The organism is Pseudomonas petroselini (assembly GCF_045037875.1).
Taxonomy (GTDB): domain Bacteria; phylum Pseudomonadota; class Gammaproteobacteria; order Pseudomonadales; family Pseudomonadaceae; genus Aquipseudomonas; species Aquipseudomonas petroselini.
This window is the reverse complement of the sequence record NZ_CP173614.1, coordinates 5,276,809-5,298,420: the sequence shown is the minus strand read 5'-3', so window position 1 is coordinate 5,298,420 and position 21,612 is coordinate 5,276,809. Positions and strand designations below refer to the sequence as shown.

General features: G+C 62.0%; 18 protein-coding genes. 7 read left to right on the top strand and 11 right to left on the bottom strand.

Annotation, left to right across the window (positions count from 1 at the left end; all coding sequences use genetic code 11):
- Positions 1–44: 44 nt before the first annotated feature.
- The 3 genes from ACI512_RS24300 to ACI512_RS24290 are packed head-to-tail and all read right to left on the bottom strand — an operon-like array spanning position 45 to position 4,582.
- Complete coding sequence (locus tag ACI512_RS24300) at positions 45–1,448, bottom strand: efflux transporter outer membrane subunit (RefSeq protein WP_405121390.1); 1,404 nt, start codon at positions 1,446–1,448, stop codon at positions 45–47.
- Positions 1,441–3,411 (bottom strand): MacB family efflux pump subunit, encoded by a 1,971-nt coding sequence (locus ACI512_RS24295; protein ID WP_236383124.1) that lies wholly within the window; start codon positions 3,409–3,411, stop codon positions 1,441–1,443. The genes ACI512_RS24300 and ACI512_RS24295 overlap by 8 nt, the downstream gene beginning before the upstream one ends.
- 1 nt (position 3,412) lies before the next feature.
- The gene (locus ACI512_RS24290) at positions 3,413–4,582 is read right to left on the bottom strand and encodes an efflux RND transporter periplasmic adaptor subunit (protein ID WP_236383126.1); all 1,170 of its coding nucleotides are present in this window, start codon (positions 4,580–4,582) and stop codon (positions 3,413–3,415) included.
- Between the two features lie 257 nt (positions 4,583–4,839).
- Between ACI512_RS24290 and ACI512_RS24285 the strand changes: the two genes are divergently transcribed.
- From ACI512_RS24285 to ACI512_RS24270, 4 genes are all read left to right on the top strand, one after another.
- On the top strand, positions 4,840–5,322 hold the full coding sequence (locus tag ACI512_RS24285; RefSeq protein ID WP_268947490.1) for a sigma-70 family RNA polymerase sigma factor: 483 nt from the start codon (positions 4,840–4,842) through the stop codon (positions 5,320–5,322).
- Between the two features lie 119 nt (positions 5,323–5,441).
- Positions 5,442–6,779: a lysine N(6)-hydroxylase/L-ornithine N(5)-oxygenase family protein gene (locus ACI512_RS24280; RefSeq protein WP_236383909.1), complete on the top strand. Its 1,338-nt coding sequence runs from the start codon at positions 5,442–5,444 to the stop codon at positions 6,777–6,779.
- Between the two features lie 180 nt (positions 6,780–6,959).
- A complete protein-coding gene (locus ACI512_RS24275) occupies positions 6,960–8,180 on the top strand; it encodes a putative DNA modification/repair radical SAM protein (protein ID WP_015884767.1) in 1,221 nt (406 codons plus the stop codon).
- Complete coding sequence (locus ACI512_RS24270; protein WP_405121389.1) at positions 8,177–9,010, top strand: TIGR03915 family putative DNA repair protein; 834 nt, start codon at positions 8,177–8,179, stop codon at positions 9,008–9,010. Before ACI512_RS24275 ends, ACI512_RS24270 begins: the two co-directional genes overlap by 4 nt.
- A 72-nt stretch (positions 9,011–9,082) precedes the next feature.
- On the opposite strand, the gene ACI512_RS24265 is transcribed toward ACI512_RS24270, so the two are convergent.
- Both ACI512_RS24265 and ACI512_RS24260 read right to left on the bottom strand, forming a co-directional pair.
- Positions 9,083–9,580, bottom strand: coding sequence for an Lrp/AsnC family transcriptional regulator (locus ACI512_RS24265; RefSeq protein ID WP_043205579.1), 498 nt, complete (start codon positions 9,578–9,580; stop codon positions 9,083–9,085).
- Between the two features lie 121 nt (positions 9,581–9,701).
- Positions 9,702–10,748 carry an ornithine cyclodeaminase gene (locus ACI512_RS24260; protein ID WP_236379504.1) on the bottom strand — a complete coding sequence of 349 codons (1,047 nt, stop codon included), beginning with the start codon at positions 10,746–10,748 and terminating at the stop codon, positions 9,702–9,704.
- 270 nt (positions 10,749–11,018) lie between these two features.
- On the opposite strand from ACI512_RS24260, the gene ACI512_RS24255 reads away from it, so the two are divergent.
- Positions 11,019–11,912, top strand: coding sequence for a GNAT family acetyltransferase (locus ACI512_RS24255; RefSeq protein ID WP_250947912.1), 894 nt, complete (start codon positions 11,019–11,021; stop codon positions 11,910–11,912).
- Positions 11,913–11,984: 72 nt separating this feature from the next.
- On the opposite strand, the gene ACI512_RS24250 is transcribed toward ACI512_RS24255, so the two are convergent.
- From ACI512_RS24250 to ACI512_RS24230, 5 genes are all read right to left on the bottom strand, one after another.
- Positions 11,985–13,004 (bottom strand): branched-chain amino acid aminotransferase, encoded by a 1,020-nt coding sequence (locus ACI512_RS24250; RefSeq protein ID WP_015884761.1) that lies wholly within the window; start codon positions 13,002–13,004, stop codon positions 11,985–11,987.
- Between the two features lie 203 nt (positions 13,005–13,207).
- Positions 13,208–14,587 carry a dihydrolipoyl dehydrogenase gene (gene lpdA, locus ACI512_RS24245; protein ID WP_064055293.1) on the bottom strand — a complete coding sequence of 460 codons (1,380 nt, stop codon included), beginning with the start codon at positions 14,585–14,587 and terminating at the stop codon, positions 13,208–13,210.
- A gap of 3 nt (positions 14,588–14,590) precedes the next feature.
- Positions 14,591–15,829 carry a dihydrolipoamide acetyltransferase family protein gene (locus tag ACI512_RS24240; RefSeq protein ID WP_405121388.1) on the bottom strand — a complete coding sequence of 413 codons (1,239 nt, stop codon included), beginning with the start codon at positions 15,827–15,829 and terminating at the stop codon, positions 14,591–14,593.
- A 21-nt stretch (positions 15,830–15,850) separates the two neighbouring features.
- Entirely contained in the window at positions 15,851–16,909 is a 1,059-nt protein-coding gene (locus tag ACI512_RS24235; RefSeq protein WP_043205577.1) for an alpha-ketoacid dehydrogenase subunit beta, read from the bottom strand.
- Position 16,910: 1 nt separating this feature from the next.
- Positions 16,911–18,146 (bottom strand): 3-methyl-2-oxobutanoate dehydrogenase (2-methylpropanoyl-transferring) subunit alpha, encoded by a 1,236-nt coding sequence (locus ACI512_RS24230; protein ID WP_046035783.1) that lies wholly within the window; start codon positions 18,144–18,146, stop codon positions 16,911–16,913.
- A 194-nt stretch (positions 18,147–18,340) separates the two neighbouring features.
- Between ACI512_RS24230 and ACI512_RS24225 the strand changes: the two genes are divergently transcribed.
- Positions 18,341–18,823 (top strand): Lrp/AsnC family transcriptional regulator, encoded by a 483-nt coding sequence (locus ACI512_RS24225; protein ID WP_015884756.1) that lies wholly within the window; start codon positions 18,341–18,343, stop codon positions 18,821–18,823.
- 180 nt (positions 18,824–19,003) lie between these two features.
- A complete protein-coding gene (locus ACI512_RS24220) occupies positions 19,004–20,629 on the top strand; it encodes a methyl-accepting chemotaxis protein (protein ID WP_236379506.1) in 1,626 nt (541 codons plus the stop codon).
- Positions 20,630–20,686: 57 nt separating this feature from the next.
- Here the strand turns inward: ACI512_RS24220 and ACI512_RS24215 are convergent, their stop codons facing one another.
- Positions 20,687–21,550, bottom strand: a complete 864-nt coding sequence (locus ACI512_RS24215; RefSeq protein ID WP_236379507.1) for an MBL fold metallo-hydrolase — start codon at positions 21,548–21,550, stop codon at positions 20,687–20,689.
- Positions 21,551–21,612 lie beyond the last annotated feature (62 nt).

The following is a 21,612-nucleotide window of genomic DNA, read 5'->3' as shown; positions in this document are numbered from 1 at the left end:
ATGTAGGGTGAACAGACGGCATGTGTACGAATTCGGAGTTTTGTTTATCGGATCTCCGTCTGCCAGCCGCCACCCAGTGCTTTGTATAGCGCGATGCTGGCCTGCAGGCGCGCCAGCCGCAGTTGCACGTTCTGGTCCTGGGCCGCGTACAGGGTGCGCTGGGTTTCCAGGACCGTGAGCAAATCCTCGGCGCCTGCCTGGTAGCGGCTTTCAGCGATCTGGAACGCGCTCTGCGCCTGTTGCAGTTCTTCACTTTGCCATTGGCGCTGCTGGTCGAGGCGAGTGATGCTGCTGAGGGCTTTTTCCACGTCGGCAAAGCCGTTGATGATCACGCCGCGATAGGTGTGCAGCAGTTCATCCTGGCGGGCGCGGGCCTTGTCGCGTTCAGCGCTTAAACGGCCGTTGTTGAAGATCGGACCGACCAGGCCGGCGGTCAGCGTGTAGTAGGGGCTGCGCAGCATATCCATGGCCTTGTAGGCATCCGAGCCCAGGGTTGCGCCGAGGGTGACGGCGGACAGCATGGCGGCGCGGGCCACGGTGACGTCGGCTTGCGCCGCGGCCAATTGCGCCTCGGCCTTGGCGATATCGGGCCGGCGGCTGAGTAATTGGCTGGGCATGCCGGCACCGATGGTTGGCCAGGTCAGCGCCTGGAAGGGCTCGGCCCGCAGATTCAGGGCCTGCACCGGCTGGCCGAGCAGGGCGGCCAGGGTGATGCGGGATTCTTCGGCCAGTTGTTGGATCAGGGGCAACTGGCGTTGCTGGCTGGCTACCAGGCTTTTTTGCTGGGCCAGTTCGAGGGCGGTGGCGGAGCCGGCATCGTAGCGGGTCTGCACTAGGTCGAGCACGTTGCGGGCGTTGGCCAGGTTAAGCGCGGCGATTTGCTCGCGCTGGTGGGCGGCGAGGGTCTGGGCGTAGCGGTCGGCCACGCTGCCGAGCAGGGTCAGTTCCACGGTAGCCTGGTCAAACTCGCTGGCGCGCAGGCTGTGCAGGGCGCTGTCACGGGCGGCGGCGCGGCCACCCCAGAAGTCCACTTCGTAACTGGCCGTGAGGTTGGCGCCGAAGTTGTCGACGGCGTCATCGCTTTGTGACACGTCCAGGTCCGGCCCGCCCTGGCCACGCAGCAATTTCTGATGGCTGGTGGCGAGGTTGAACTTCACCTCCGGCAACAACGGTGCCCCGGCGATCACCGCACTGGCCTGGGCCTGGCGCACGCGGGCCGTGGCGGCGGCCACGTCGAAACTGTCACGGCGGGCTTGCTCGACCAGACGGTTCAACTGCGCACTGCCGAACTGTGTCCACCAGTGCTGGTTGGTGGCCTGCGCCGCGTCACGCTCGGCATATTGCCAGCTGGCGGGCGCAGCGATGCCGCTGTCGAGGGCGGGAGGGTGGCCGGCGCAGGCGCTGAGTAACACGCACAGGCCGGGCATGCACAGGGATCGTTTATTCACTGGTCAACGCCTTAACCGGATCGAGCCGGGCAGCTTTACGGGCCGGCATGAAGCCGAATACGACACCGGTGACCAGCGCGCAACCAAATGCACCCATTACGGCCACCAGGGAAAACTGCACCGCCACCTTGGCCAGCACCAGCACGCCACCCACCAACAGCGCCAGGGCAATGCCGCACAGGCCGCCGACCACCGAGAGCATCACCGCTTCGGTGAGAAATTGGCGCAGGATGTCGCGCTGGCGTGCGCCGGTGGCCATGCGGATGCCGATTTCGCGGGTCCGCTCGCGCACGGTCATCAGCATGATATTCATCACGCCAATGCCGCCCACCAGCAGGGAAATCGCGGCAATCGAACCGAGCATCAGCGACAAGGTGTTCTGCGTGCGCGCCTCGGCCTGGATCATGGCGGCGTTGTTGGTCAGCTCGTAATCGCGCTTGCCGTTGTGCAGCGTTTGCATCAACTGGTCGATCGCCAACTCGGCCTCGCGCACCTTGCGCGCATCGGCCGCGGCGATCACCACGTACTCGGGGTTGTAGCTGCCGAACAGGCGCACACTGGCGGCGGTGTAAGGGATGGCGATACGGTCGTCACTGTCCTTGTTACCGGAGCTTGCGCCTTTTTCCGCGAGCACGCCGATGACCTGGAACGGCACGTTCTCAATCAGGATGTACTGGCCGATGGGGTCGACCTCGCCCTTGAACAGCTTTTCACGCACGCGATGACCGATCACCGCTACGGTGGCAGCGGCACGCTCGTCGGCGGCCGTGAAGTAATTGCCCTCGACCACCGGCCAATTGAAAATCGCCGGGAAATTGGTGTCATTGCCACCCACATAGGCCATGTAATCGACGTTGCCGAAACGCACCCCGGCTTCGCTGCCGTTGACCGGCATGATGCGTTGCACCTGAGGCAAGGCCGCCAGTGCGTGGACATCGTTGAGGGTCACGATCCCCAGCGGCGTACGCGGGTTGGGCGACGACCCGCTGAGGTAGATAATGTTGGAGCCGAACGCGCCCATCTGCGCCATGACCTGGCGCTTGCTGCCTTCACCCACCGCCAGCATCACCACCACCGACGCCACGCCGATGATGATGCCCAACAGGGTCAGCGCGGTGCGGAAACGGTTGATCCACATCACCCGCCAGGCGGCCTGTACCGCGTCCACCAATTCGGCTTTCCACGCGCCATTGTGTTCGGCGCCGTCGGCCAGGCGTTGGCGCAGGTCCACGGCTTGCAGGGCGCCCGTTGAGGCGCCTGGGACTGCGTCGCTGTCCTGGGCCGAGTCACTGATGATCAAGCCATCGCGAATCTCGATGATGCGGTTGGCCCGCGCCGCGACTTCGCGGTCGTGGGTGATCAGGATCACCACGTGGCCCTGGCTGGCCAGTTCGTCGAGCAAGGTCATGACCTCGGCGCCGCTGTGGCTGTCGAGGGCGCCGGTAGGTTCGTCGGCGAGGATGATGTGCCCGCCGTTCATCAGCGCACGGGCGATGGACACCCGCTGTTGCTGGCCACCGGAGAGCTGGTGCGGGCGGTTGCCGGTGCGCTCGGCCAGGCCCAGGCGGGTGAGCAGGACGCTGGCGCGGGCATGGCGCTCGGCGGCGCTGATACCGGCGTAGATCGCCGGCATCTCGACGTTTTCCTGGGCCGAACCCGAGGGAATCAAGTGGTAGCCCTGGAACACAAAACCAAAGGCTTCGCGGCGCAGCCAGGCGAGTTCGTCGCTGTCCAGGTGCGCGACGTTCTCGCCGGCGAACAGGTAGTCGCCGACGCTGGGACGGTCGAGGCAGCCGAGGATATTCATCAACGTGGACTTGCCGGAGCCGGAGGCGCCGACGATGGCGACGAATTCCCCGGCATGGATCGACAGGTCGATGCCGCGCAACACGTCGACCTGCGGGCTGTCGCCGCCGCCGTAGGATTTGCGGATGTTCTTGAGTTCGATCAGGGGCGTGGTCACCTCAACCCCCGTTGCCGTCGGCCGGACCGATCAGCAGGCGGTCGCCTTCGTTCAGGCCGTCGAGCACTTGTACGCGCAGGCGGTCGCTGATGCCCAGCCGCACGTGGCGCTCCTCGATACGACCGTTGGCGGTCACGACCCGGGCGATCTGCCTGTCGGCACTGGACGTGCCTTGCAGTGCGGCGACCGGTGCGGTGAGGGCATCCTTGACTTGTCCGGCGACGAAAAACACCTGGGTGGTCATTTCGGCCATCAACGCGTTGTCGCTGTTGTCCACGTCCAGCAGCACGGTGTACAGCACCACGCGGCCGCTGCCGCTTTTACTCGAGCTGTTGGGGCTGCCGCTGCCCTGGGTTTCATTCAATGGCTTGGGCGGGATCGGCAGGATTTGCCGCACCGTGCTGCTCCAGCGCCGGTTGCCGCCGCTGAGGGTGGTGAAATACGCGGTCATGCCAGGTTTGACGTGGCCGATATCGGCTTCCGAGACTTCCGCCCACACGGTCATCGGCGACAATTTGGCGATGCGCAGGATCAGCGGCGTCTGCTGCTGGGCGTTGAGGGTCTGGCCGACCCGCGCGTCCACCGCCACCACGGTGCCGGTCATCGGCGCGTAGATGCGCGTGTAGCCCAACTCGGCCTCATCGCTGCGCAGGCTGGCCTGGGCTTGCAGGATCTGCGCCTGGAACATGTCGACCCGGGCCTGGGTGGCGCTCAATTCAGCCTTGGCGGTTTGCACATCTTCTTCACGGGTGGCGTTGCCGGCGGCCAGGCGTTGCTGGCGCTGGTACTTCTGGCGTGCCAGTTCATGCTGGGCCTTTTGCTCCTGCAACTGCGCCTTGAGGTTTTCGATGGCGTAGCGGCTGGCGTCGAGCTTGGCTTTTTGCGTGGACGGGTCGATCTCCACCAGCAATTGGCCTTCCTGCACGTGGTCGCCGGCCTCGACATGGATCTTGCGGATCTGCCCCGATGCCTGGGCGCCTACGTCCACGTAGCGGCGGGGTTGCAGGGTGCCCAGGGCGGTCACGCTGTTTTCGATATTGCCGCGGGTGACGGCGACGGTGGTGAGGGCGTCACGCCCGGGCGGCAGCACCTGCCAGGCCGCGACGGCGATGATGGGGATCAGGCACGCGAGAGCGAGCAAGGCGCGTCGGGCAGGTCGAGGGCGTTTCATGCTTGGGTTTCCAGCCAGGAAAGTTCGGACCGCAGTTGCGGGGAGCTGACAAGTAAACGAGAGAAAGGCGCGGGGATTTAGGCGGTTACACAAGCAGTTACATCAGCCCTCGAAGAAAAAAAACCTCCGTTGATGCAAGTCTGCTTTAAAAGTAGATGAGAATTACTATAAATTGCACACATCCAAACTGCCATTACGTAAACGCCGTCTTTTTTTGTACTCAGGGACCTAATGCCGCCACCCGGCGGTCGGGAGTCATGTTGGAAAACTACTATCGCGAGCTGGTGTGTTTCCTCAACGCCAAGCTGGGCAACCGTCAGGTGGCCGAGGATGTGGTGCATGACGCTTATGTCCGGGTGCTGGAACGTTCCAGCGACACGCCGATCGAACAACCCCGCGCCTTTTTGTACCGCACCGCGCTCAATCTGGTGATCGATGGCCACCGGCGCAACGCCTTGCGCCAGGTTGAGCCCTTGGATGTGCTGGACAGCGAAGAGCGTTTCGCCGCCTGTTCGCCTCACACCACCCATGACCACAGCCAGCGCCTGGAACTGCTCGAGCTCGCCCTGGCCGAGCTGCCCCCTGCCTGTCGCGACAGCTTCCTGCTGCGCAAACTCGAGGGTTTGACCCATGTGCAAATTGCCGAACGCCTGTGCATTTCCCGCGCGCTGGTGGAAAAACACATCGTCAATGCCATGAAACATTGCCGGGTGCGGATGCGCGAGTGGGAAGCCCACTGATCAATGATCAGTTAAATTTTATTTCATTGTCCTCGTTTCCTATCAACACATGACCTGTTGTGCAGGTCTTGAAGGTATTCCCGCCCCACCGCCAAGGGGCTTATCCAGAGGACACTGGAATGACACAGGCAATTGCTTCGCCCGCGGTTCACGACCTGATCGGTATCGGATTCGGCCCTTCGAACCTGGCGCTGGCCATCGCCCTGCAGGAGCGCGAAAAGGCCCAGGGCAAACTGGACGTGCTGTTTCTCGACAAACAGGCCGACTACCGCTGGCACGGCAATACCCTGGTGACCCAGAGTGAACTGCAGATTTCGTTCCTCAAGGACCTGGTGACCCTGCGCAACCCCACCAGCCCGTATTCCTTCGTTAATTACCTGAAAGCCCACGACCGCCTGGTGGACTTTATCAACCTCGGCACCTTTTACCCCTGCCGCATGGAGTACAACGACTACCTGCGCTGGGTCGCCGGGCAGTTCCAGGCTCAGGCGCGCTACGGCGAGGAAGTGCTGGCCATCGAGCCGATCCTGCATCAGCAGCAGGTCGAAGCCCTGCGCGTGATCTCCCGCGATGCCCTCGGCGAGCAGCATGTGCGCACCACCCGTTCGGTGGTGGTCAGCGCCGGCGGCACGCCGCGGATTCCCGAAGCGTTCAAGGCGCTCAAGGGTGACAGCCGGGTGTTCCACCACTCCCAGTACCTAGAGCGCATGGCCTCGCAGCCGTGTGTCGAGGGCAAGGCCATGCGCGTCGCCATTATCGGCGGTGGCCAGAGTGCGGCCGAAGCCTTTATCGACCTGAACGACAGCTTCCCGTCGGTGCAGGTCGACATGATCCTGCGCGGCTCGGCACTCAAGCCCGCCGATGACAGCCCGTTCGTCAATGAAGTGTTTTCGCCGGCCTTTACCGACCTGGTATTCCAGCAGGAGGGCGCTGAACGTGAACGCCTGGTGGCTGAGTACCAGAACACCAACTATTCGGTGGTCGACCTGGACCTGATCGAGCGCATCTACGGCATCTTCTACCGCCAGAAAGTCTCCGGCATCGCCCGCCAGGCGTTCCGCACCATGACCGTGGTCGAGAAGGCCACGCCAGGCCCGCTGGGCATTGAACTGGTGCTGCGCAACAACGCCAACGGGGAAACCAGCGTCAACCATTACGACGCGGTGATCCTGGCCACCGGCTACGAGCGCCAGACACACCGCGCCTTGTTGGCACCGCTGGAAGGCTACCTGGGCGACTTTGACGTGGCGCGCGACTACCGCATCGTGACCGACGAGCGTTGCAACGCCGGCATCTACATCCAGGGTTTCAGCCAGGCCAGCCATGGGTTGAGCGACACCTTGCTGTCGGTGCTGCCGATTCGGGCGGATGAGATTGCGGCGTCGTTGTATGCGCTGGACCGTGGGCGCGGCAAGGGGCGGTCGGTGCAGGACTTGCTACTCGCTACCGCCAGTTGATCGTTGTGGCGAGGGAGCTTGCTCCCGCTCGACAGCGCAGCTGGAGCCGGCTTTTTTGGGGCCGCTCCGCAGCCCAGCGGGAGCAAGCTCCCTCGCCACAAACACGCGGTCCTACAGACGGCACTGGCGTGATGGTTGAGCTACTGATACTGTACAAAAAACCAGTATCGGTAGACCTCCATGCAGTTGATCGAAAAACTCAGCATCCTCGCCGACGCCGCCAAGTACGACGCGTCCTGCGCCAGCAGTGGCGCGCCCAAGCGCAGCTCCGAGGGCAAGGCGGGGCTGGGTTCCACCGATGGCATGGGCATCTGTCACAGCTACACCCCCGACGGGCGTTGTGTGTCGTTGCTCAAGGTGTTGCTCACCAATTTCTGTCTCTATGACTGCCAGTACTGCGTCAACCGCCGCTCCAGCGACGTGCCCCGCGCGCGTTTCAGCCCGGAGGAGGTGGTCACCCTGACCCTGGATTTCTACCGGCGCAATTGCGTCAGCGGGCTGTTTCTCAGCTCCGGCATCATCCGTTCGTCCGACTACACCATGGAGCAATTGGTGCGCGTGGCCAAACTGCTGCGCGAAGAACACGATTTTCGCGGCTATATCCACCTCAAGACCATCCCCGATGCAGATCCGGCGCTCATCGCCGAAGCGGGGCGGTATGCCGATCGGTTGAGCGTGAACATCGAACTACCCACCGAGGCCAGCCTGCACACCCTGGCGCCGGAAAAACAGATCGTTTCGATCAAGCAGGCCATGCAGACCATCTACACCGGCGAGCAGACCGTGCTCAACGAACCGCGCGCCCCGCGCTTCGCCCCGGCCGGGCAGAGCACGCAGATGATCGTGGGGGCCGACGACACCGACGACAGCACCATTCTTCACGGGGCCGAGGCGTTGTACGGCAACTTCAAATTGCGCCGTGTGTATTACTCGGCCTTCAGTCCCATCCCCAACAGCCCGAAAAGCGTGCCCCTGGCCGCGCCGCCGCTGATGCGTGAACACCGTTTGTACCAGGCTGACTTCCTGCTGCGCAGCTACGGTTTCAGTGCGAACGAATTGTTCGAAGGCCCCGGCCACCTGGCCCTGGACATCGATCCCAAGCTGGCCTGGGCCCTGGATAACCGCGACGTGTTCCCCCTGGACCTGAACCGCGCCGAACCGACCTTGATTGCGCGCATTCCGGGCATTGGTTTGCGTACCACCCAGCGCCTGGTGGACCTGCGTCGTGAACGCAAGATCCGCTTCGAAGACCTGGCGCGCATGCGCTGCGTGCTGGCGAAAGCCAAGCCGTTTTTCATCACCAGTGACTACCACCCGCAACAGGCCGACAGCACCAGCGTGTTGCTGCGCGAGCAATTGCGCGACCGCCCGCAACCGCAGCAAATGGGGTTGTGGGGATGATCAGCCTGGAATGCGACAACCTGTTCAGCACCTGGCGCGAACAGGCGCGCTGGCTGCTCAGCCATCAGGTCGACCCCAGCCAGGTGAGCTGGGGGGAGGCGGAGGTGGCGGACCTGTTTGCCACTGACCAGTCGATTCCGGAGGCACCGGGGCCTTTCCAGACGCGGGTGCCCAAGGCCCTGCTGCAGCTGCTGGAGTCGGCCGCTTGTTACCACGGCGACCAGCGCTGGAGCTTGTTGTATGAAGTGTTGTGGCGAGTCAGCCACGGCGACCGCACCGCAATGCTGGCCGGGGACAAGCTGGGCAGCGAGTTGCAGCGGCGGATCAAGCAGGTCAGTCGCGAGGCGCACCACCTGCATGCATTTGTGCGGTTTATCGCGTTGCCGGCCGGGGCTGGGCCGGAATTGCCCGAGTACGTGGCCTGGCATGAACCGGCCCATGACATCCTGAAATCAGCCAGCCAGCACTTTATCGGGCGCATGGGGCGTCATCGCTGGATGATCGCCACGCCGTTGGATGGGGTTTACTACGATGGCGAACAGTTGATCCATCAACGTGAGTGCCCCGAAGCGTGGCGGCAGCTGGCGCAGAATGTCGAGGATCCCCACAGTGCGATGTGGCTGACCTACTACAGCCATATCTTCAACCCGTCGCGGTTGAACCCCAAGGTCATGGAAGGGCATTTGCCGAGCCGGTTCTGGAAGAATCTGCCGGAGGGCAAGTTGATACCGGGGTTGATCAGTGAAGCGCGGACGGGGAAGCAGAAGGATGGGCAGGCCAGGCTGATCGGGGTCAGGCCCGGCAAGAAAATCTTAATCGGGCAAGGTTGAAAATGTAGGAGGGGCTTGTGCGGGAGGGGGCAAGCCCTCTCCCATATTAGATCTGTATCGTTATTGGAGAGATCAGGCCAGCTCGGTGGCGGTGTTCTTGACCACCGCCAACTCCGGATGCGCCACCAGCTTATCAATGTGTAACTCATCATTGTTCAACCAGGTCTCCGTCAGCACCCGGTAGTGCTCCATGTCCCGGCAACGCATGCGCAGGCTGTAGTCAAACGGCCCGCTGATCAGTTGGCATTCGAATACCTGGGGGCAGGCCTTCACGCAGGCTTCGAAGGCCTTTTGCGCCGAGCGCCCGCTCTGGTTGGACAAGGCCACCAACACCAGCAGCGACAGCCCTGGCGAGACCATCTGCACATCGATGATCGCCCCATAGCCACGGATCACCCCACGTCGCTCCAACTTGCGCACCCGCTCCAGGCAGGGCCTGGGGGTGAGGTGCACCAGCGACGAAAGCTTTTCGTAGGTGATACGGCCCTGGTGGCGCAGCACTTCGATGATGGCTTCATCAATGCGGTCCAGTACGGGGGCGGAATGGGGTCCGGAGGCCTTGGTATCCATGGGGTTCACTTCAAACGGTTGGAATAAATGGCGGCAAACCTTGCGTGTTTGCCTGACCCTTCACATGGTACGGCCTTCCTCCGTCAACGTCTGTATGCGCTCGGGGACGTGCCTGCACACCTCAGGCGCGCTTTTGCTGCTGCACGCGAGGCTGCTGGGCGAGTCGGGCAAACAAGTCTTTCGGGTCGGCGAGGTCCGGCACCAGCTCAAGTTCGCTGCCCACGTCCAGTGCCTTGGCCACATCCAGTACATAACGCAGCGCCGAGTAGTCTTCGATGGCAAAGCCCACGGAGTCGAACAGGGTGATCTGGTGCGCGTTCTCACGGCCGGGCTGCTGGCCGTTGATCACGTGCCACAGTTCAGTCACCGGTGAGTCGTGCGGCATCTGCTGGATTTCACCTTCGATGCGGCTTTGTGGCTCGTATTCGACGATCACGCGGGCGCGCTCGACGATGCGTCGGTCCAGCTCGGTTTTGCCTGGACAATCGCCGCCCACCGCGTTGAGGTGCATGCCGGGTTCGATCATTTCGTCTGTGAGGATGGTGGCGTAGGCCTTGTCGGCCGTGACGGTGGTGACGATATCCGCGCCTTTGACCGCTTCGGCGACGCTACCGGCCAGGATCACCTTGATGGCCGGAAAAGCCTTGAGGTTGTCGGCCAGTTTGGCGGTGGCTTTGGCATCGATGTCGAACAGACGGATTTCCGTGATGCCGAGCATGGCGTGGAAGGCCAGGGCTTGGAATTCACTCTGCGAGCCATTACCGATCAACGCCATGCTGCGGCTGTTCTCGCGCGCCAGGTAGCGGGCGACCAGGGCTGAGGTGGCGGCTGTACGAATGGCGGTGGTCAGGGTCATTTCCGCCAGCAGCACCGGCTTGCCAGTGTCGACATCGCCCAGCGCGCCAAAGGCCATCACGGTGAGCATGCCGGCCAGGGTGTTTTTCGGGTGACCGTTGACGTACTTGAAGGCATACAGCGACGCGTCAGACACCGGCATCAGCTCGATCACGCCATCCGGGGAGTGGTTGGCCAGGCGTGCACATTTCTCGAAATCCTGCCAGCGCAGGTAGTCGGCGCGAATGTATTCGGCCATTTCGGTCATGCAGGTTTGCAGGCCTTTTTGCGCGACCAGATAGCTGAGGTCATTGACGTCGATATAGCGGGTCATGGAAATGCTCCTTGTTATTGGAAGGCGGCCAGCGGTTTCTGCTGCGCACAGAGCGCCGTCATGGAGTGGGCCAGTGCGGTTATTGTGGCGGTTGTTGCGCAAGGATCTCGGCTGAAACTGGCGGGTGGCTCAGCCGGTAAAGCTGAAAAGTGGGGTGGGGCAGCCGAATCGGCTGTCGAGCCTGAGAGGCGATCAAATAAGGGGGGGAGCGTGCTCCTTCTCACATTGCTACAGTGGCGACTCTGATAGCGCGGTCAGCCAGGAGGAACCATGTCTACCGTTGTTCGTATTGCCCAGCCCGCCGATGCCGAGGGGATCAGCCAAGTGATTCTGGCGGCATTGCACAGCAGTAATGCGCGGGATTATCCGGCGGATGTGATTGCCCGGGTCGCCAGTAACTTCACGCCGGATGCGGTACTGGCATTGCTTGAGCGCCGCGTGGTGCTGGTGGCGATTCAGGATCGGGTGATCGTGGCCACCGCCGCACTCGATGGCAGTGTGGTGCGCTCGGTGTTCGTCAATCCGGTGCTGCAAGGGCAGGGCATTGGGCGGCTGTTGATGATTGAAATCGAGTTGCGCGCCCGCGAGGCCGGGGTCACGGTACTGAGCGTGCCGTCTTCGCTGACCGCCGAACCGTTCTATGCCAAGTTGGGGTTCCATACTGTGCGCGACGTCTACCACGGCAACGAGCGTACGTTGGTGATGGAAAAGGCGCTGCTGTCCAGGCATCCCATCGGGCCCTATCGCGACCGTCAGCATCGTGCGCAAGTGGTTGCGCTATGGCAGGAGGCTTTTGGCTACGAAACCGCCCATAACCTGCCGACCCTGGCGATTGATAAAAAGCTGGCCGTCAACGATGGGTTGTTTTTCGTGGCGACCGACAAAAAAACCGTGATCGGGACGATTCTGGCGGGCTACGACGGCCATCGTGGCTGGCTGTATTCGGTGGCGGTGCACGCTGACTATCGGCGTCATGGCCTGGGTTCGTCACTGGTGCGGCATGCGGAACAGGCATTGACGGCGCTGGGCTGCATGAAGATCAACCTGCAGATCACCAGTGGCAATGAGGCGGTGGCGGGGTTTTACGAGGCGTTGGGGTATGGGGTGGAGCCGAGGATCAGTATGGGGAAGAAGATTGTTGGGAATATTCCGACTCGATCCTGAGAACACCTGAGATCAAATGTGGGAGCAGGCAAGCCAGCTCCCACATGGGGTTGGGGCGTAGCTTGGTGTGGCTTAGACCTTGACGATCCAGCCCGCTGGCGCTTCAACGTCGCCGGTCTGCACGCCGGTCAGCTCTTTGTAGAGCTTCTGGGTGATCGGGCCGACTTCGGTCTCGCTGTGGAACACGTGCAGCTTGCCGTTGTACTGGATACCGCCGATCGGCGAGATCACCGCGGCGGTACCGCAGGCACCGGCTTCCTTGAATTGGTCCAGTTTGTCGATGAACACTTCGCCCTCGACCACTTCCAGGCCCAGGCGGGTCTTGGCCAGTTCGATCAGCGACAGGCGGGTGATGCCTGGCAGCACCGAAGGCGACTTCGGTGTGATGAACTTATTGTCGTGGGTGATCCCGAAGAAGTTGGCCGAGCCGACTTCTTCGATTTTCGAGTGGGTCATCGGGTCCAGGTAGATCGCATCGGCGAAACCGGATTTCTTCGCTTCGGCGCCCGGCATCAGGCTGGCGGCGTAGTTGCCACCGACCTTGGCGGCACCGGTGCCTTGGGGGGCGGCGCGGTCGAAGGTGGAGATCTGGAAGTTGTGTGGCACCAGGCCGCCTTTGAAGTAGGCGCCAACCGGGATGGCGAACACCGAGAAGATGAACTCCGGCGCGGTACGCACACCGATGTTGTCACCGGTGCCTATCACGAACGGGCGCAGGTACAGCGCGCCGCCACTGCCATACGGCGGGATGAAGCGCTCGTTGGCCTTGACCACTTGTTTGCAGGCGTCGATGAAGTCTTCGGTCGACACATGCGGCATCAGCAGGCGCGCGCAGCTGCGCTGCATGCGGGCGGCGTTCTGGTCCGGGCGGAACAGGTTGATCGAGCCGTCCTTGCAGCGGTAGGCCTTGAGGCCTTCAAAGCATTGCTGGCCATAGTGCAGGGCGGTGGAGCCCTCGCTGATGTGCAGCACGTTGTCGTCGGTCAGGGTGCCGGCTTGCCATTCGCCGTTTTTCCAGACCTGGAGAAACCGCTTGTCGGTCTTGATGTAGTCAAAACCCAGCTTGTCCCAATTGATGCTTTCGTTACCCATGACACCCTCTATCTTTGGTCAAGTCGGTTTTTTTTCTGAATGGGCGCAACAATACTGCATTCTTGGCTTGTGTGGGAGCCACTGGGTGGACGCCTTCAGCCTCTGTATTGACCGATCCACCGCTATCGGGGGCAAGCCCCCACCCCCATTTGGCATGCATTCCCCTGTGGGAGGGGGCTTGCCCCCGATGGCCTCACCGCGGTTTACAGGTGCAGCGCGTGGCCCAGCGCCCGCAGCGCAGCTTCCTGCACCGCCTCGCCGAGCGTCGGATGGGCGTGGATGGTGCCGGCCACGTCTTCCAGGCGCGCGCCCATTTCCAGGCTCAGGCCGAAGGCGGTGGACAGCTCGGACACGCCGGCGCCAACTGCTTGCCAGCCGACGATCAGATGATTGTCGCGGCGTGCCACCACCCGTACGAAGCCGGTTTTCGACTCCAGGGTCATTGCGCGGCCGTTGGCGGCAAACGGGAAACTCGACACGATGCAGTCCAGGCCGGCGGCCTTGGCTTCATCGGGTGTCTTGCCGACCACCACCAGTTCCGGGTCGGTAAAGCACACGGCCGGGATCGCTGCCGGGTTGAATTCACGGGATTTACCGCTGATCAGTTCGGCAACCATTTCACCTTGGGCCATGGCCCGATGGGCCAGCATCGGCTCGCCGCTCAGGTCGCCGATGGCCCACACGTTGCGCATGCTGGTCTGGCAGCGGCTGTCGATTTTGACCGCCGCGCCGTTCATCTCCAGGTTCAGCGCCTCGAGGTTCCAGCCCTGGGTGTTGGGGGTGCGACCCACGGCGACCAGCACCTGGTCGGTTTCCAGCGACAGGGTGTCACCCTTCGGGTCACGTACTTGCAACCGGTTGTCGGCAAAACCGCTGACGCTGTGCTTGAGGAACAGCTTCACCCCCAAGTGCTTGAGGGACTCGTTCACCGGTTGGGTCAATTCGGCGTCGTAGGCCGGCAGGATGCGATCCTGCGCCTCGACCACGCTGACCTCGGCGCCAAGCTTACGGTAGGCAATCCCCAGTTCCAGGCCGATGTAGCCGCCACCCACCACGATCAGGCGCTTGGGCACCCGCGTTGGCGCCAGCGCCTCGGTGGACGAGATGATCGGCCCGCCAATCGGCAGCATCGGCAGGTTGACGCTTTTTGAACCAGTGGCCAGCAACAGGTGTTCGCACTGGATGCGCTGGTCGCCGACGTCGACGGTCTTGCCGTCCACCACCTTGGCCCAGCCGTGAATCACTTGCACCTTGTGCTTCTTCAGCAGCGCGGCGACGCCGGTGGTCAGGCGGTCAACGATGCCGTCTTTCCATTCCACGCTCTTGCGGATGTCCAGGGTCGGCACATCCACTTCGATGCCCAGGTGTGAACCCTGGCTGTGCTGGACTGTTTGCTGGAATTGCTCGGCCACATGGATCAACGCCTTGGACGGGATGCAGCCGATATTCAGGCAGGTGCCGCCCAGCGCCCGGCCTTCCACCAGGAGGGTCGGGATGCCCAGTTGGCCGGCACGGATCGCCGCCACATAACCACCAGGGCCGCCGCCGATAATCAGCAGCGTGGTATTCAATGTCTGCGTCATGCCTTACTCCAGGAACAGGCTGGCGGGTTGTTCGAGCAGGCCGCGAATGGCCTGGATGAATTGCGCTGCATCCATGCCATCGACCACACGGTGATCGAAGGAGCTGGAGAGGTTCATCATCTTGCGCACCACGATCTGGCCCTTGATCACCATCGGCCGCTCGACGATGCGGTTGACGCCGACGATGGCCACTTCCGGCAGGTTGAGCACCGGCGTGCTGACGATGCCGCCCAAGGCGCCGAGGCTGGTCAGGGTGATGGTCGAACCGGACAGCTCGTCACGGCTGGCCTTGCCATTGCGTGCAGCAGTGGCCAAACGTGCGATTTCCTCGGCATTGCCCCACAGGCTGCGGGCCTCGGCGTGACGCACCACCGGTACCATCAGGCCCACGTCGCTTTGGGTGGCGACACCTACGTGAACCGCGCCAAGGCGGGTGATGACCTGGGCTTCGTCGTCGTAACGCGCATTGATCTGTGGAAAGTCCCGCAGCGCCACGACCATGGCTCGCACGATGAACGGCAGCAGGGTCAGCTTGCCACGCGTGGCGCCGTGCTTCTCATTGAGGTGCACGCGCAGTTCGTCGAGAGCGGTGACGTCGATTTCTTCCACGTAGCTGAAATGCGCGGCCCGCCGGGTGGCGTCCTGCATGCGCTGGGCGATCTTGCGGCGCATGCCGATCACCGGGATCTGTTCTTCGTCGTTGCGTTCGGCGTAGGGGTTGGCTGCGGTTTGGGTTTGCGTCGGACGCTGCTGCAAGTAAGCGTCCAGATCTTCGTGCAGAATCCGGCCCGCCGGGCCTGAGCCCTGGACCAGGCGCAGTTGAATCCCCGCATCCAGCGCATGCTTGCGCACGGCAGGGGAGGCCAGTGGGCGTTCGTCGGCGGTACGGGCCACCGGGGCCTGGGCTGCGACAACCGGAGCGGGTTGGCTTTCAACCACCACCGGTGCAGGCTTGGCTTGTACCACTGGGGCGGCCTTCGGCGCCTCCTTCACGACCGGCGCGTCCTTGGCGTTGCCCGCACCCTCCACTTCAATGCTGATCAGAATACTGCCCACGGCCATGACTTCACCCGGCTCGCCGCCGAGGGAAATCACCTTGCCATGCACCGGCGAGGGAATGTCCACCATCGCCTTGTCGGTCATCACATCCGCCAGCACCTGGTCTTCGACCACCATGTCGCCGACCTTCACATGCCACACCGACAATTCAACTTCCGCGATGCCTTCGCCAATGTCCGGCATCTTGATAACGTGCGTGCCCGTTCAGACCTCCATGACCCGTTTCAACGCCGCGCCCACTCGGGACGGGCCTGGGAAATACGCCCACTCCTGCGCGTGCGGGTAGGGGGTGTCCCAACCGGTGACGCGTTCGATCGGCGCTTCCAGGTGGTGGAAGCAATGCTCCTGCACCAGTGCGACCAGCTCGGCGCCAAAGCCGCAGGTGCGAGTGGCTTCGTGCACCACCACGCAGCGGCCGGTCTTCTTGACGGAGTTGACGATGGTTTCCAGGTCCAGCGGCCACAGGCTGCGCAGGTCGATGACTTCGGCGTCGATGCCGGTTTCTTCGGCGGCGACTTGCGACACATACACCGTGGTGCCGTAGGTCAGCACGGTCACGGCCGAGCCCGGACGCACGATGGCGGCCACGTCCAGCGGCACGGTGTAGTAACCGTCCGGCACTTGGGCTTGCGGGTGTTTCGACCATGGGGTGACGGGCCGGTCGTGATGGCCATCGAACGGGCCGTTGTACAGGCGTTTGGGCTCCAGGAAGATCACCGGGTCATCGTTTTCGATGGAGGCGATCAACAGGCCCTTGGCATCATAGGGGTTGGACGGCATCACCGTGCGCAGGCCGCACACCTGGGTGAACACCGCTTCGATACTCTGGCTGTGGGTCTGGCCGCCGTAGATGCCGCCGCCGCAAGGCATGCGCATGGTCAGCGGCGCGGTGAACTGGCCGGCCGAGCGATAACGCAGGCGTGCCGCTTCGGAGATGATCTGGTCGGTGGCAGGGTAGACGTAGTCGGCGAACTGGATTTCGGCGACCGGGCGCAGACCGTAGGCGCCCATGCCCACGGCCACGCCGATAATGCCGCTTTCGGAAATCGGCGCGTCAAACACCCGCGAGCTGCCGTACTTGGTCTGCAGGCCTTCGGTGCAACGGAACACGCCGCCGAAATAGCCGACGTCCTGGCCGAATACCACCACGTTATCGTCACGTTCGAGCATCACATCCATGGCCGAGCGCAGGGCCTGGATCATGGTCATGGTGGTGGTGGTCATGGCGGTTTCCACTTCAATGCTGTTGTTGTGATCGTTCATGTCAGATCCCCAACGCTTGACGCTGGCGCTTCAAGTGCTCCGGCATCTCTTTGTAGACGTCTTCGAACATCGTCGCGGCGCTTGGAATCTGGCCGCCGGCAAGGGTGCCGTACTGTTCGGCTTGTTTTTGCGCCGCAATCACTTCGGCTTCAAGTTCGGCACTGACCGCCGCGTGTTCCTCTTCGGACCACTGGCCAATCTTGATCAGGTGCTGCTTGAGGCGGGCAATCGGGTCGCCGAGGGGGAAGTGGCTCCAGTCATCGGCGGGGCGGTATTTGGATGGATCATCCGAGGTGGAGTGCGGGCCGGCACGGTAGGTGACCCACTCGATCAGCGTGGGCCCGAGGTTGCGGCGCGCACGCTCGGCAGCCCAGGCGGAAGCGGCGTATACCGCGATGAAGTCGTTGCCGTCCACACGCAGGGAGGCGATACCACAACCCACGCCGCGTCCGGCAAAGGTGGTGGCTTCGCCGCCGGCGATGGCTTGGAAGGTGGAGATGGCCCACTGGTTGTTGACCACGTTGAGGATCACCGGCGCGCGGTACACGTGGGCAAAGGTGAGGGCAGTATGGAAGTCGGATTCGGCGGTGGCGCCGTCGCCGATCCAGGCGGAGGCGATCTTGGTATCGCCCTTGATCGCCGAGGCCATGCCCCAGCCCACGCCTTGTACGAATTGGGTGGCGAGGTTGCCGGAGATCGTGAAGAAGCCAGCGTCTTTCACCGAATACATGATCGGCAACTGGCGGCCCTTGAGCGGATCACGCTCGTTGGACAGCAACTGGCAGATCAGGTCCACCAAGGGCACGTCGCGAGCCATCAGGATGCTTTGCTGGCGGTAGGTGGGGAAGCACATGTCGTCGATGTTCAAGGCCAGGGCCTGGGCGCTGCCGATGGCTTCTTCGCCAAGGCTTTGCATGTAGAACGACATTTTCTTCTGACGCTGGGCGACGACCATGCGGTTATCGAAAATCCGCGTCTTGAGCATCGCGCGCATGCCTTTGCGCAGGATTTCGACGGGAACACCCTCAGCCCAGGGACCGAGGGCCTGGCCCTGGTCGTCGAGCACGCGGATCAGGCCTTTGGCGAGGTCGGCGGTGTCGGCGGGTTCTACGTCGATGGCGGGTTTGCGCACCAGGCCGGCGTCGGTCAGGCGCAGGTAGGTGAAGTCGGTCTTGCAGCCTGGGCGTCCCGAGGGTTCAGGGACGTGCAGGCGCAGCGGTTCGTACGGCTGATTCATGGCTTCTACGCTCGATCTTGTGAATTTCTTGTAGTGGGCGCGCTAGCTGACAGTCAGTCTCCGGATAGGAGAAATCTTGTCCTACAACAATCATAGGCGGGGCGTAGAAGAATATTTATCTGTGTTTCATTGCGCTCACGATCATTTGCGGATAAAAAAACTGCATAAACATAATAAACAGGTGATTTTGTCTCATGCGCAAACTGGACCGTACCGATATCGGCATTCTCAACGCCCTGCAGGAGAACGCCCGCATCACCAACGCCGACCTGGCCCGCTCGGTCAACCTGTCGCCCACGCCGTGTTTCAACCGGGTGAAGGCAATGGAGGAATTGGGCCTGATTCGCGAGCAGGTCACGTTGCTGGACGCCGATCTGCTGGGGCTGCACGTCAATGTGTTCATCCACGTAAGCCTGGAAAAACAGAATGAGTTGGCGTTGCAGCAGTTCGAAGGCGCGATTTCCGACCGGCCTGAAGTGATGGAGTGCTACCTGATGGCCGGCGACCCGGACTACCTGATCCGGGTGCTGGTACCGACGATCCAGTCGCTTGAGCGCTTCATGATGGATTTTCTGACCAAGGTGCCGGGCGTGGCCAACATCCGCTCAAGCTTTGCCCTCAAGCAAGTGCGTTACAAAACCGCACTGCCACTGCCAAGGGACGGACTGATGGTTTGATAGCGGGGCGCTATAACCCTGGGTGCTTTAATCGTTAGCTGGGTAACTAACGGTGTCATATTTTATTTTTGCGGCTAATAAAAAAATGCGTAATCAGTCACGTATTTTTCACATGTGTTTCAACACATTACTACCCCATCAGGCCGTGAAGTTCGCGGTCCAGGAAAGGGGTGAGCCGCGATGTCCATGAGAGCCTTGAAGTTAAACTTTCGTACCACACTTTGTTTCGGCGTGGTGTGCCTTCTGCTGTTAATACAAGGAGCAATGACGCTGATAAAAGTCGATAAAGTTTATTCGTCGACGGTTGAAATCGAAAACAACTGGCTCCCCAGTATCCGTACGGCCGGTGAGCTAGATTCTGCATTTTATAAACTTCGTCTTGACCTGCGTCGTTATGCCATGGAAACGACCCGCCAGGATCCGGCCTCCCTTGAAAAACTCAAGGCGACGCGCACGGAAGTGCTCGACGTTGCCGAGCGTTATGCGCTGTTAGTGTCGAGTCCCGAGGAGCAAGGCAAGTACAACGAAGCATTCACCAGCATCAAGAACTACGGCCAGAAGATGGATGAGTTTCTCGCGCAGGCCTCCAGCCTGTCCGTTGAACAGATGTCGACCTACTTGCGGGATGTCAACGGACCTATCGCCCTGGATGTGCAGCGTGCCATCCGTGAGCTGATCGCGTTGAATGAGAAGGGCTCCAAGACTGCGGTACAAGTTGCCTCCAGCGAGTATGAAACAGCACGCTTGTTTACCTGGATACTCATGGTCGGCTCCTTGCTGATCACTGTCGTGGTCGCACGCTTGTTTACCCGCAGCATCATTGTTCCGGTACGTGAATTGCTGGTGTCGACCGGCAAAATTGCCGACGGTGATTTACGTGTAGCCATTGCGATCAATGGCAATGACGAGCTGACGGCGTTGCAACGGTCTACCGCGTCCATGCAAATGAATCTGAAAAGTACCCTGCAGCACATCTCGGAAGCGTCCGGGCAGTTGGCGTCGGCGGCAGAGGAGATGAGTGCCATTACCCGCGAATCCAGTGCGGGGATCGAGCGCCAAAGCCTGGAGACGGACCAGGCCGCCACGGCCGTAAACGAGATGACGGCGGCAGTGGAGGAGGTCGCCCGCAATGCGGTGTCGGCGTCCCAATCGACGCAAGATTCCCAGCGCTCGGCCAAAATGGGTCAGGAGCGTGTGACGCAAACCATCGCCTCAATCGAGAAACTCAGCGCCACGGTGCAACAGACCGGCGTGGAAGTTGAAGGCCTGGCCAAGCAGGCTCAGGATATTGCACGGGTGGTTGAAGTGATCCGCTCGATTGCCGAGCAAACCAACCTGCTGGCGTTGAACGCCGCCATTGAGGCGGCCAGGGCAGGAGAACAGGGCAGGGGGTTTGCGGTAGTGGCCGACGAAGTGAGGGCACTGGCGCATAGAACGCAGACATCGACGCAGGAAATCGAGCAGATGATTGCCAAAATCCAGAGCTGCTCCAGCGAAGCGGTGTCCTCCATGGCGCTTAACCGCAACGAGGCGGTGGATTCCTTGAAGATCGCCCATGAAGCGGGCCTGGCCATTACACAGATCACCGAAGCCATCACGGATATCAATGAACGCAACCTGTTGATCGCGACAGCGTCCGAGGAGCAGGCCCATGTAGCCCGCTCCGTGGACCAGAACCTGATCAGTATCCGTGACCTGTCCATCCAGAGCTCTTCGGCGGCCGGCCAGACTTCGATTGCCAGTCAAGAGCTGTCAAGGCTGGCGGTGGACCTCAAGCAGATCGTTTCAAAGTTCTCCGTCGCCTGATAAAACCTGCGCAACCCGCAGAACATGCCGCGGCACGGAGGCCGCGCACGCCCGCTTTCACAGTTGGTTCAGGGGAATCTTCAGGTAAGTCACCCCATTTTCCTCCGCAGGCGGCATATTCCCCGCCCGCACATTCACCTGGATCGCCGGCAGCAACAGCGTCGGCATCCCCAGCCCGGCATCACGCTGGGTGCGCATCGCGACAAACGCCGCTTCATCCACCCCGTCATGCACATGGATATTCCCCGCGCGCTGCTCGGCCACCGTGGTCAGGCACTTCGCTTCACGGCCTTCGGGCGGGTAGTCATGGCACACGTACAGCTCGGTGTCCAAAGGAAACGCCAGCAGCTTGCGCATCGATGCATACAACTGCCGCGCATCACCGCCGGGGAAGTCGCAGCGCGCCGTGCCGACGTCGGGCATGAACAGCGTATCGCCCACCAGGATCAGCCGATCGTCGATCAGGTAGGCCATGTCCGCCGGGGTATGCCCGGGCACATGCAGGGCCTGGGCCTTGATAGAGCCGATATGAAACACCTCATCCGGCGCAAACAAGTGATCGAACTGCGAGCCGTCCACGCGAAATTCCGGCTCTAGGTTGAACAGGTTCTTGAACACGTCCTGCACTTTGCTGATGGACTGGCCAATCGCGATCTTGCCGCCCAGCGTCCGGCGCAGGTAAGGCGCGGCGGAGAGGTGGTCGGCATGGGCGTGGGTTTCGAGCAACCACTGCACCTGCAGGCGATGTTCGCGCACGTAGGCGATCACCTTGTCGGCCTGGCGGGTGTCGGTGCGCCCGGAGGCCGGGTCGTAGTTGAGCACCGAGTCGACGATGGCACAGGGGCCATCATCTGCCTCGTGTAGGACGTAGGTGTAGGTCGACGACGCCTCGTCCAGAAAGGCTTGTATCAACGCGGGCATGGCGGCGGTCCTTGTAGTGGATTGCGGCTTACATTCGAGATGTTTTCCACATAGGCTTGCGA

What these genes read in the sequence shown, in the direction of transcription:
- ACI512_RS24290 (WP_236383126.1), bottom strand. Translation starts at nt 4,582, where the DNA reads ATGAAACGCCCTCGACCTGCCCGACGCGCCTTGCTCGCTCTCGCGTGC.
- ACI512_RS24285 (WP_268947490.1), top strand. Translation starts at nt 4,840, where the DNA reads ATGTTGGAAAACTACTATCGCGAGCTGGTGTGTTTCCTCAACGCCAAG.
- ACI512_RS24280 (WP_236383909.1), top strand. Translation starts at nt 5,442, where the DNA reads ATGACACAGGCAATTGCTTCGCCCGCGGTTCACGACCTGATCGGTATC.
- ACI512_RS24275 (WP_015884767.1), top strand. Translation starts at nt 6,960, where the DNA reads ATGCAGTTGATCGAAAAACTCAGCATCCTCGCCGACGCCGCCAAGTAC.
- ACI512_RS24270 (WP_405121389.1), top strand. Translation starts at nt 8,177, where the DNA reads ATGATCAGCCTGGAATGCGACAACCTGTTCAGCACCTGGCGCGAACAG.
- ACI512_RS24265 (WP_043205579.1), bottom strand. Translation starts at nt 9,580, where the DNA reads ATGGATACCAAGGCCTCCGGACCCCATTCCGCCCCCGTACTGGACCGC.
- ACI512_RS24260 (WP_236379504.1), bottom strand. Translation starts at nt 10,748, where the DNA reads ATGACCCGCTATATCGACGTCAATGACCTCAGCTATCTGGTCGCGCAA.
- ACI512_RS24255 (WP_250947912.1), top strand. Translation starts at nt 11,019, where the DNA reads ATGTCTACCGTTGTTCGTATTGCCCAGCCCGCCGATGCCGAGGGGATC.
- ACI512_RS24250 (WP_015884761.1), bottom strand. Translation starts at nt 13,004, where the DNA reads ATGGGTAACGAAAGCATCAATTGGGACAAGCTGGGTTTTGACTACATC.
- lpdA (WP_064055293.1), bottom strand. Translation starts at nt 14,587, where the DNA reads ATGACGCAGACATTGAATACCACGCTGCTGATTATCGGCGGCGGCCCT.
- ACI512_RS24240 (WP_405121388.1), bottom strand. Translation starts at nt 15,829, where the DNA reads ATGCCGGACATTGGCGAAGGCATCGCGGAAGTTGAATTGTCGGTGTGG.
- ACI512_RS24235 (WP_043205577.1), bottom strand. Translation starts at nt 16,909, where the DNA reads ATGAACGATCACAACAACAGCATTGAAGTGGAAACCGCCATGACCACC.
- ACI512_RS24230 (WP_046035783.1), bottom strand. Translation starts at nt 18,146, where the DNA reads ATGAATCAGCCGTACGAACCGCTGCGCCTGCACGTCCCTGAACCCTCG.
- ACI512_RS24225 (WP_015884756.1), top strand. Translation starts at nt 18,341, where the DNA reads ATGCGCAAACTGGACCGTACCGATATCGGCATTCTCAACGCCCTGCAG.
- ACI512_RS24220 (WP_236379506.1), top strand. Translation starts at nt 19,004, where the DNA reads ATGTCCATGAGAGCCTTGAAGTTAAACTTTCGTACCACACTTTGTTTC.
- ACI512_RS24215 (WP_236379507.1), bottom strand. Translation starts at nt 21,550, where the DNA reads ATGCCCGCGTTGATACAAGCCTTTCTGGACGAGGCGTCGTCGACCTAC.